Origin of the sequence: Luteimonas soli, from assembly GCF_042648865.1 — a bacterium.
GTDB classification, from domain to species: domain Bacteria; phylum Pseudomonadota; class Gammaproteobacteria; order Xanthomonadales; family Xanthomonadaceae; genus Luteimonas; species Luteimonas soli.
Map to the genome: position 1 here is coordinate 978,608 of NZ_JBHRYA010000007.1, position 9,156 is coordinate 987,763.

The 9,156-nt window shown below is 68.2% G+C and carries 9 protein-coding genes and 1 pseudogene; 7 read left to right on the forward strand and 3 right to left on the reverse strand.

From position 1 onward, the window contains the following. Positions 1-25 precede the first annotated feature (25 nt). Both ACFONC_RS11885 and ACFONC_RS11890 read right to left on the reverse strand, forming a co-directional pair. A complete protein-coding gene (locus ACFONC_RS11885) occupies positions 26-589 on the reverse strand; it encodes a hypothetical protein (RefSeq protein ID WP_386744307.1) in 564 nt (187 codons plus the stop codon). After that, positions 582-1,199 carry an RNA polymerase sigma factor gene (locus tag ACFONC_RS11890; protein ID WP_386744309.1) on the reverse strand — a complete coding sequence of 206 codons (618 nt, stop codon included), beginning with the start codon at positions 1,197-1,199 and terminating at the stop codon, positions 582-584. The genes ACFONC_RS11885 and ACFONC_RS11890 overlap by 8 nt, the downstream gene beginning before the upstream one ends. 97 nt (positions 1,200-1,296) lie before the next feature. Between ACFONC_RS11890 and ACFONC_RS11895 the strand changes: the two genes are divergently transcribed. The 6 genes and pseudogenes from ACFONC_RS11895 to ACFONC_RS11920 form a co-directional block, all read left to right on the forward strand. Further along, the gene (locus ACFONC_RS11895) at positions 1,297-2,268 is read left to right on the forward strand and encodes an SPFH domain-containing protein (RefSeq protein ID WP_386744310.1); all 972 of its coding nucleotides are present in this window, start codon (positions 1,297-1,299) and stop codon (positions 2,266-2,268) included. A 6-nt stretch (positions 2,269-2,274) separates the two neighbouring features. Next, a complete protein-coding gene (locus ACFONC_RS11900) occupies positions 2,275-2,709 on the forward strand; it encodes an NfeD family protein (RefSeq protein ID WP_386744311.1) in 435 nt (144 codons plus the stop codon). Next, entirely contained in the window at positions 2,706-3,425 is a 720-nt protein-coding gene (locus ACFONC_RS11905) for a hypothetical protein (RefSeq protein WP_386744313.1), read from the forward strand. Before ACFONC_RS11900 ends, ACFONC_RS11905 begins: the two co-directional genes overlap by 4 nt. Before the next feature lie 72 nt (positions 3,426-3,497). Beyond that, positions 3,498-4,607 (forward strand): glycine cleavage system aminomethyltransferase GcvT, encoded by a 1,110-nt coding sequence (gene gcvT, locus ACFONC_RS11910; RefSeq protein WP_386744314.1) that lies wholly within the window; start codon positions 3,498-3,500, stop codon positions 4,605-4,607. Positions 4,608-4,728: 121 nt separating this feature from the next. Continuing rightward, positions 4,729-5,124: a glycine cleavage system protein GcvH gene (gene gcvH / locus ACFONC_RS11915; protein WP_386744316.1), complete on the forward strand. Its 396-nt coding sequence runs from the start codon at positions 4,729-4,731 to the stop codon at positions 5,122-5,124. A 1,257-nt stretch (positions 5,125-6,381) separates the two neighbouring features. Beyond that, positions 6,382-6,459 (forward strand): annotated as a pseudogene (locus ACFONC_RS11920) (histidine biosynthesis protein HisIE); the annotation flags it as partial. 609 nt (positions 6,460-7,068) lie between these two features. Here the strand turns inward: ACFONC_RS11920 and ACFONC_RS11925 are convergent. Further along, a complete protein-coding gene (locus tag ACFONC_RS11925; RefSeq protein WP_386744318.1) occupies positions 7,069-8,475 on the reverse strand; it encodes a serine hydrolase domain-containing protein in 1,407 nt (468 codons plus the stop codon). Positions 8,476-8,560: 85 nt separating this feature from the next. Between ACFONC_RS11925 and ACFONC_RS11930 the strand changes: the two genes are divergently transcribed. After that, the gene (locus ACFONC_RS11930) at positions 8,561-9,154 is read left to right on the forward strand and encodes a LemA family protein (protein ID WP_386744661.1); all 594 of its coding nucleotides are present in this window, start codon (positions 8,561-8,563) and stop codon (positions 9,152-9,154) included. The last annotated feature ends 2 nt before the right edge of the window (positions 9,155-9,156 follow it).

Below are 9,156 nucleotides of genomic sequence, written 5' to 3' on the forward strand. Positions count from 1 at the left end.
GGTGGGTGGGGTGCCGGTGCTGCGGTCAATCGACGTGCACCAGCGCGCCGTCGTAACGTTCGCCATTGGCGGCCAGCCAGCGGCGCGTGCTTTCGAAGCCGGCGGAGGCGCGCAGGATTTCGACGCGCTCGCGCCACAGCCCTGCCTGCCGCGCCGGGTCGAGTCCCGGCTGCATCAGCGCGGTATCGATCGCAGCGAGTTGCGCGTCGAACCGCGCCGCCACCACTGCCGCCGTGCCGCTGGCCACGCGCCCGTCACGGGCGTATCGCAGCAGCGCTTCCAGTCGGGCGGATTCGGCCTGCAGCTGTTCAAGGCCGCGCACATCACTACTTGTGGCGCCTCCCTGCTGCTGCGCGACAGCCGCAGGTGGTGCGTCGGTCGGCGGTGGCAGCCATGCCGGCACGACGGCCAGTGCCAATACCGCGGCAGCGGCCAGCGGCAGCGCCCAGCGTCGGCGCCGCCGCCGCGCGTCGAGTCGACGCGAAACGGCGGCCCAGCCAGCGGCCGGGGCGTCCTCTTGCGGCAGCGCGGCGAAGGCGTCGTGCCATCCGGCCGGTGCGGCGTTCTGGTGAAGGTTGGGGTCAGCCATGGTCGTGTTCCTCGATTTCCAGCAGCGCGCGCAGCCGGCGCGTGCCACGCGCCAGCTGCGACTTGGAGAAGCTCGGCGTGCGCTGCATCAGCGCGGCGATCTCCTCGTGGGTATAGCCCTCGGCGTGGTACAGCCACAGCACGCCGCGGGTGTTGGCCGGCAATCGCGCCAGCGCGCGCTGCATCAGCGCGGCGTCGGCTGCGGCCGGCGGGGGCAGGGCACGCTCGTCGGCCGGCTCGTGGCCGTCGTCGGGCAGCTCGCCGGCCTGGCGACGCCCGCGGCGCAGGTGCATCAGCGCCTCGTTGACCGCGATCTGCCGCAACCAGCCCCAGAACGGGCTGCCGCCGCGGCCGCGGAAGTCGCCGATCCGGGCGAACACCTTGAGCATCGTTTCCTGCAGCACGTCCGCCGCCGCCTCGCGCTCGCCGCACAGGCGCAGGGCCAGGGTGAACACCGGTCGTTCGAAGCGGCGGTAGACCTGTTCGAAGGCCGCCCGCTCACCGGCGCGGATGCGCGCCAGCAGCGCGTCCGTCACCTCGATCGCAAAGCTCGAGGGGCGGCCGGATGCGGCGGCAGGTGTGTCGGCGGCGGGAAGGGTTTCGATCAGCATTCCCCTGCATGGATGCCGTGGTGGGCAAAAGCGTCGCAGGCGGCCGCGACGGCCCCCCGGCAACCTATACTGGCTGCATCAGAAGGGGAGGGTTGCCATGTTCAGTGGATCGTTGCTCGCCATCGTCCTGCTCGTCGCGGGCGTGATCGTCCTGTTCAAGACCGTGCGCGTGGTGCCGCAGGGCTACGAATGGACCGTCGAGCGCTTCGGCAAGTACACCTACACGATGACGCCTGGCCTGCATTTCCTGGTTCCGATCATGTACAGCGTCGGGCGCAAGATCAACATGATGGAGCAGGTGCTCGAGGTGCCGAGCCAGGACGTGATCACCAAGGACAACGCGGTGGTCAAGGTCGACGGCATCGTGTTCTTCCAGGTGCTCGACGCGGCCAAGGCGGCCTACGAGGTGGCGACGCTGGAAATCGCGATCCTCAACCTGGTGATGACCAACATCCGTACCGCGATCGGCTCGATGGACCTGGACGAGTCGCTGTCCAAGCGCGACGAGATCAACACCAAGGTGCTGGTGGCGGTCGACCAGGCCACCCATCCCTGGGGCATCAAGGTCAACCGCATCGAGCTCAAGGACATCGCCCCGCCGCGCGACCTGATCGACGCGATGGCCAAGCAGATGAAGGCCGAGCGCGAGAAGCGCGCCAACATCCTCGAGGCCGAAGGCCTGCGCCAGGCGGCGATCCTCAAGGCCGAGGGCGAGAAGCAGTCGATGATCCTGGAAGCCGAGGGCGACAAGGAAGCCGCGTTCCGCCAGGCCGAGGCGCGCGAGCGCCTGGCGGAAGCCGAAGCGGCGGCGACCAAGTCGGTGTCCGACGCGATCGCAGGGGGCAACGTGCAGGCGATCAACTACTTCGTCGCGCAGAAGTACATCGAGGCGTTCAAGGCGCTGGCCGAGGCGCCGAACCAGAAGTTCGTGATGATGCCGATGGAGTCGGCCGGCGTGATCGGGTCGCTCGGCGGCATCGCCGAGTTGGCGAAGGAAGCGCTCGACCACCAGCCGTCAGGCAATGCGCCCCGCACGCAACCGCCCGCCATGCCGCGACAGGGAGGCTGACCCGCCATGCGCTGGGACGTGTTCACCTGGGCCGCGGTCGCGCTGCTGCTGATGGCCGCCGAGACGATGGCGCCGGGGGCATTCATGCTCTGGCTGGGCTTCGCCGCGGCGGCGGTGTTCGTCGGCGTGCTGCTGGTGCCGGGGATCCCGGTGCTGGCGCAGGTCGTCGCGTTCGTGGTGCTCAGCTTCATCTCGATCCAGGTCTACCGGAAGTGGTTCCGCAGCCGCGAACCGCAAAGCGACCGGCCGGCGCTCAACCGCCGCGTCGCCGCGCTGGTGGGCACGGTCGCGACTCTGGAGCGGGCGATCGACAACGGCCGCGGGCGGGTGCAGATCGCTGACGCCTACTGGGACGTGACCGGCCCCGACCTGCCGGCGGGTGCGCGGGTGCGGGTGGTGGCGGCCGACGGCATGACGCTGGTGGTGGAAGCCGCCGGATGAGCATCCCGGCGCCATGCGTGTCCGCGGCGATGCGGCGGGCAGGCGGATGGTTCTCAGCCGCGGCGCTCGCGCTGCTGCTGGCGGGCGCCGCGCATGCCGCCGAGGCGTCGCGCGAGGTGCCGTACAAGAAGCTCGTGCGGATCCCGCTGATGATGGAGAAGGTGGACGACGACCACGTCTTCAGCGGTGAATTCTCGGTGGCGTCGGCCGATGCGAAGCAGCCGCTGCCGGGCGATCTGCGTGTGGAAGTCCTGGTCGGGGACAAGGCGGTTGCCGTGCGGGTCGATCCCGACGGGCGCCTGCGGCTGCCCGTGCGCCAGGACTGGGTGGACGCCGGTGCCAGGCTGCGCATCAACCAGCCCAAGGACAGGCTGGTGCTGGGCTACAACTTCCGTGCGCGCCCGCCGTCCGGCACCCGCATGCGCTACGCGAAGCTCGCCGAATCGGCGGACGTCATGGCGCGCGGCATCAAGGCCGAAGCGGGATGGCTGGGCTTCGCGGCACCCGGCCCGTACGCACTGGACATCCGCTTCCCGCCCGGACCGGCGCAGACGCTCGAGATCCGGTTCGCCGACGGCAGCAGCAAGCGCTGGACCGCTGTCGCGAAGGGCGACGGCGGTTACAACGGCATCGAGCTGCCGTGGAAGCCGGAGTGGCGCGATGCGGAGGTCACCCTCAGCGAGCCGCTGGGCGGCGTGATGCCACTGGTGAAGTAGCGGCAGGCCGCGCGGCGGCGCGCGCCGGTGGCGTCTGGGATAATGCCGGGCTCCGCCCCATACGAGCCCGCCATGACCCGCAAGACGATCCTCAACGATGCCCACCGCGCACTCGGCGCGAAGATGGTCGACTTCGGCGGCTGGGACATGCCGCTCAACTACGGTTCGCAGATCGAGGAGCACCACCAGGTGCGCCGCGACGCCGGCATGTTCGACGTCTCGCACATGACCGTGGTCGACCTGCACGGGGCGAAGGTGCGCGACTTCCTGCGCAAGCTGGTCGCCAATTCGGTCGACAAGCTGAAGAAGCCGGGCAAGGCGCTGTACACCTGCATGCTCGACGAGCAGGGCGGGGTGATCGACGACCTGATCGTCTACTACCTGGCCGATGACTGGTTCCGGATCGTGGTCAACGCCGCCACCCGCGACAAGGACATGGCGTGGATCGAACAGCAGGCCGGGGCATTCGACGTCGAGGTCCGGGAGCGCACCGACCTGGCGATGATCGCGGTGCAGGGACCGAACGCGCGCGACAAGGTCATCGGCCTGCTCGCGGAGGACGACCGCGCCGGCGTCGGCAAGCTCGGCAAGTTCGCCGCCGTGGAGGCGAAGTCGGCCGACGGCGCGCCTCTGTTCATCGCCCGCACCGGCTACACCGGGGAAGACGGCTTCGAGATCGTCCTGCCCCAGGACCACGCCGTCGCCCTGTGGGATGCGCTGCTTGCCGCGGGCGTGAAGCCCGCAGGCTTGGGTGCGCGTGACACCCTGCGTCTGGAGGCGGGCCTGAACCTGTATGGCCAGGACATGGACGAAACCGTCTCGCCGTGGGAAGCCGCGCTCGGCTGGACCGTGGCCCTGGACGAAGGCCGCGATTTCATCGGCCGCCAGGCGCTCGAGTCGCAGAAGGCCGCCGGCACCGCGCGCCGCATGATCGGCCTGGTGATGGACGAGAAGGGCGTACTGCGCCACGGGCAGAAGGTGCTCACCGCGGCCGGCGACGGCGAGATCCTGTCCGGCACCTTCTCACCCACGCTGGGCAAGGCGATCGCCTTCGCGCGGGTGCCGGCCGGCGATGCGGCCGACGACGGGGGCGTGCGCGTGGACATCCGCGGACGCGAGGTCCCGGTGCGCGTGGTCGCGTTCCCGTTCGTGCGCGACGGCAAGCCGCGGGACGGCATCTGAACGCGCCCGGCATCCGGTTCCGGGTGGCGCAGCAGCGCCCGCCGGCGCCCCTGTCGCCACGCTTTTCCTTCGCTAAACTAGCCTCCCCTTCCACCGACAGCAGCACATCCGGAGCACCAGCATGAGCGAGATCCCAGGCGACCTGAAGTTCATGAAATCCCACGAGTGGGCCCGCGTCGAAGGCGACGGCAAGGTCACCGTCGGCATCTCCGACCATGCACAGGGGCTGCTCGGCGACCTGGTCTACGTCGACCTGCCCACGGTCGGCGATCGCGCCGAAACCGGCACCGCCAGCGCCGTGGTCGAATCGGTCAAGGCAGCATCCGACGTGTACTCGCCTGTGTCGGGCACCATCACTGCAGTCAACAGCGCGCTGGCCGACAAGCCCGAGACGATCAACGAGGATGCTTTCGGCGAAGGCTGGATCTTCGTCGTCGAGATCGACGAGCCCGACCAGCTCAACGACCTGCTTGACCCGGACGCCTACGCCGAACTGCTGGAAGAAGACGACCACTGAGGTCGTCCACCCCGGTGCGCCCTTCGTGGCGCGCAACACCATGCGGCGCGGAGCGAATGTTCCGCGCCGCATTCATTTCCGCCACTGGTCGTGGCCTGCGTCGGGTAGCGAGGCGCCGTCCGTCGTCCCTTCCGCACCGGACTGCACTGGTGCTCCGACCGCTGCCGGACCGGATCCTGCCCGAACAAACCCGCGCGAATGAATGCGTGGCAATGCATGCCTGCACCGCTGTCGGAGCGTCGTGCTTCTGCGCGCGTTTGCATGGCAGCCGACGCACGTCGCGCAGTGCACGCGGCGACTATTCCCCGCATGCGGGTGCATGCGTTTTCCACGCCGCCGGATCGATGCATCACCGACCATCGTGATGGCCGGGGGCGGTCCGGACTGTTCGCGGCGGGGTGTTCGGAGGGTCGTCGAGCTTGCGCAGTTTTGCGCAATCCGGCTTGTGCGGTGCCGGAAATCCGGGGTTCGCCCGAAGCGCTCCGACAGTCGCCGTACACCTTCGCGGACATGCCGACGATGTGTGCGGCATGTGCTGTTGCGTTTCGAACCGTTCGCGCCTGCCATCGGGGACTTCGCGAAAAACACCTTGTTTCATGCACTTTTTCGAACAGGGCAGGTGTCGTGCGTGCATGACGGGACGCGTCGATGCCGCGTCGGTGCGGAACATCCGTCCGCGGCACGGCGGCGCTGCGCCGGGAAACGGTTGCGGAAAACATGACGAAGGTGTTGACAGTTGAAAAAACCGTGATTAGGTTTCGCTGCAACAGACGTTGCCGCAGAAGAGAGTGAGTCGAACCAGGACGCAAACGTGCAGCACAACCAAGACCTCTGCCCGGACATTCCTCAAGGTGGAATCAGGCATCGTCTCCGCTGCGAAAGCGCAACGTCACCGGAACCCCAGCCCGCGTCGCCATGCGATGCGGGTTTTTTGTGCCGGCGCAATGCCGGTGGGAGTGGGTTCCATGCAAGCGGCCTGCCCTCCTGGCGGGCTGGCTCTGAATCCGTCCCGACGCGCTGTGCGCGTCGGCGGTTGGTCGCGGGTCCGATACCCGTGGCGATGTTTTGAACTGGGCTGCTACACCCGATAGTTCCACTGACGAGGAGAGCCATCTCATGGCCACGAAGAAAGCTGCGAAGAAACGTCCCGCCAAGAAGGCGGCGAAGAAATCGGTCCGCAAGACCGCGAAGAAGGCAGTTCGCAAGACGAAGAAGGCCGTCCGCAAGGTCGCCAAGAAGGCTGCCAAGCGCCCGGCGAAGAAGGCCACCAGGAAGGTAGCGAAGAAGAAGGTCGCCAAGAAGAAGGTTGCCAAGAAAAAGGTAGCGAAGAAGAAGGTCGCCAAGAAGAAGGTTGCCAGGAAGACGGCCAAGCGGCCGGCGAAGAAGGCTGCCAAGAAGACCGCGAAGAAGGCCGCCAAGAAGAAGACTGCGAAGAAGACCGTCAGAAAGGCGGCGAAGAAGCGTCCGGCGAAGAAGGCTGCCAAGAAGGCGACCAGGAAGACGGCGAAGAAGGCCCCTGCGAAGCGTGCCAAGAAGGCCGCCAAGAAAAAGCCTGCCAAGAAGGCCGCGAAGAAGGCCAAGCGTCCGGCGAAGCGTGCCAAAAAGGCCGCTCCCGTGGCGATCCCCGCCGCACCTGCGCCGATGATGTAAGAACAAGAAACCGATCAGCCGTCATCAGGCTCCCTCTCCGCATGCCCAGGCGGAGAGGGAGTTTTTTTTTGGTTCTTCACCCATCCGAGGGGTGCACGACCAAGTCGATGCGCGGGCTTCGGTGGGCCGCCGTGCCCTGTCGACCGGGACGCCGCTACTTCCGAAGCCCATGCATGGCCCATCTTCCCGGGGCGCCACACCTCGGCTCTTCGCACCGCGGCCGAGTCAGGACAGAGGGGGGACTTTCGACTGCCGCCGCCGCCGTGCCCGTCGTGTGACGGGCACGATGAACCCTCAGCGCGGGTTGGCGTTGGCCGACGACGTCTGCGCGCCGCCGGCATGTTCGGCGTGCGGCAGGTTGGGCCTCGGCTGGTCGTCCTCGGCGTACAGCACGTCCGGGAACGGATCCACGTCGAGCCAGCGGTGTGCCGGCAGGCCGATCGCGCGGTCGAGGATGGTCGGCAGCAGCCCCGAGGGCTGGTTGCTTTCGCCATTCCACAGGATCGCCACGCCGAGGTCGCGCTGCGGCAGCAACGCGATCACGCCGCGGTATCCCTGCACGGCGCCGCCGTGGTAGACGACGCGATGGCCGGCGTAGTCGTAGACGCGCCAGCCGATCGCATAGCCGGCGGCATTCAGGCGCTGCCGGCGCCAGGAAGAGCCCCGTGTCTCGCCGGGCGTCGCCACGACCGGCGCATGCAGGGTGGCCAGCAGCGGCGCCGGCAGCACGTCGGGGCGGTGCCCGGTCTGCGCCACCAGCCACTGCGCCATGTCGCTGGCGCTGGCGTTGACGCCGGCGGCAGGCGCGACCCGGTAGTAGGTGGGCTTGGGCGTGAGCGAACGCCAGCCGCCGCCGGCACGCACGTGCGGCCGCGCCCAGCTCGGGCTGGCTTCGATGCCTTCGAGCCCGTAGCTGGCGTCGTTCATGCCCAGCGGCTTGAAGATGCGGCGGGTGACGGCCTCGCTGAAGAACTGCCCGCTAGCGCCGTACACCACGTTGCCGACCAGGCTGAAGGCCACGTTCTGGTAGCTGTAGCACTCGCCGGGCGCGCACTTCATCGGCGCGTAGGCCAGCTTCCGCACCAGGGTGTTGTAGTCGACGTTGCGTTCCAGGTCGCGGTCGTAGGCGTTGCGGGTCAGGCCGACGCGCTGGCTCAAGACTTCGGCGACGGTAAGCTGTTGCGCCGCGCCGGGTTCGGAAAACTGCAGCGACGGCATGTAGTCGGCCACGTGGCTGTCCCAGCGCAGCGCGCCTTCGTTGACCAGCAGCCCGGTGATGGTGCCGGCGAAGGCCTTCGACAGCGATGCCAGGCGGAACACGGTGTGCGCGTCGACCGGCTCGGCGTCGCTGACGTCGGTGATGCCGTAGCCGCGCGCGCTGAGCACCTTGCCGTCCTGCACGATGGCCATCGCAAGGCCGGGCACGCGCTGGTTGGCGACCAGCTCCTGGGCGATCGCCTCGAACTGGCGGACGTTGAAGTCGAGCGACGGCGGCATGACCTCCTCGACCGGCGGCAGGTAGGCCGGGATGGAGGCGGGTTGGGTCGGGAGCGGCTGCGGCGACGTGGCGGCAGTCGAAGGCGCCGGCTGGACGTTCCAGCGCAGGGGCGTTTGCGCCGAGGTGGCAAGCGCCATTGGCAGCAGGGTACCGATGAGACCGCCCCGCCATGTGAGCCGGTGCCGTCTCTTCTTGTCTTTCATCAGGCTTGCCCCCTGCGTATGCTGCGATTGCAGGCCGATCATAACGCCTGATGCCAGAATTGCATGAACAAGGAGAGCTTTGATGATTACCGTGTTGATCCTGCTCGCAATTGTGATCGTGTTCGCGCTCTGGGCGGTCGGCATCTACAACGGCCTGGTCACCGCGCGCAACGCGTACAAGAACGCCTTCGCCCAGATCGACGTGCAGCTGCAGCGCCGCTTCGACCTGATCCCGAACCTGGTCGAGACCGCCAAGGGCTACCTCGAGCATGAGCGCGGCACCCTCGAAGCGGTGACCGCCGCCCGCAACGCCGCCCAGGCGGGCCTGGCCGCTGCCAAGGCATCCCCGGGCGACCCGGCCGCGATGGCCGAGCTGACCCGCAGCCAGGGCATGCTCGACGGCGCGCTGGGCCGGCTGCTGGTCACGGTGGAGGCCTATCCCGACCTCAAGGCCAGCCAGAACATGATGCAGCTGACCGAGGAGCTGACCAGCACCGAGAACAAGGTCGCCTTCGCCCGCCAAGCGTTCAACGACATGGTGATGGCCTACAACAACAAGCGCGAGGTGTTCCCTTCGAGCATCGTCGCCGGCATGTTCAATTTCGCCCCGGCCGCGCTGCTGGAGATTCCCGCCGACCAGCAGGAGCAGGTGCGGGCGGCGCCGAAGGTCGAGTTCTGAAA

Bases quoted from the DNA above. Each gene is read 5' to 3' on its own strand.
- gcvH (WP_386744316.1), top strand. From the start codon at position 4,729: ATGAGCGAGATCCCAGGCGACCTGAAGTTCATGAAATCCCACGAGTGG.
- ACFONC_RS11885 (WP_386744307.1), bottom strand. From the start codon at position 589: ATGGCTGACCCCAACCTTCACCAGAACGCCGCACCGGCCGGATGGCAC.
- ACFONC_RS11900 (WP_386744311.1), top strand. From the start codon at position 2,275: ATGCGCTGGGACGTGTTCACCTGGGCCGCGGTCGCGCTGCTGCTGATG.
- ACFONC_RS11905 (WP_386744313.1), top strand. From the start codon at position 2,706: ATGAGCATCCCGGCGCCATGCGTGTCCGCGGCGATGCGGCGGGCAGGC.
- ACFONC_RS11925 (WP_386744318.1), bottom strand. From the start codon at position 8,475: ATGAAAGACAAGAAGAGACGGCACCGGCTCACATGGCGGGGCGGTCTC.
- ACFONC_RS11890 (WP_386744309.1), bottom strand. From the start codon at position 1,199: ATGCTGATCGAAACCCTTCCCGCCGCCGACACACCTGCCGCCGCATCC.
- gcvT (WP_386744314.1), top strand. From the start codon at position 3,498: ATGACCCGCAAGACGATCCTCAACGATGCCCACCGCGCACTCGGCGCG.
- ACFONC_RS11895 (WP_386744310.1), top strand. From the start codon at position 1,297: ATGTTCAGTGGATCGTTGCTCGCCATCGTCCTGCTCGTCGCGGGCGTG.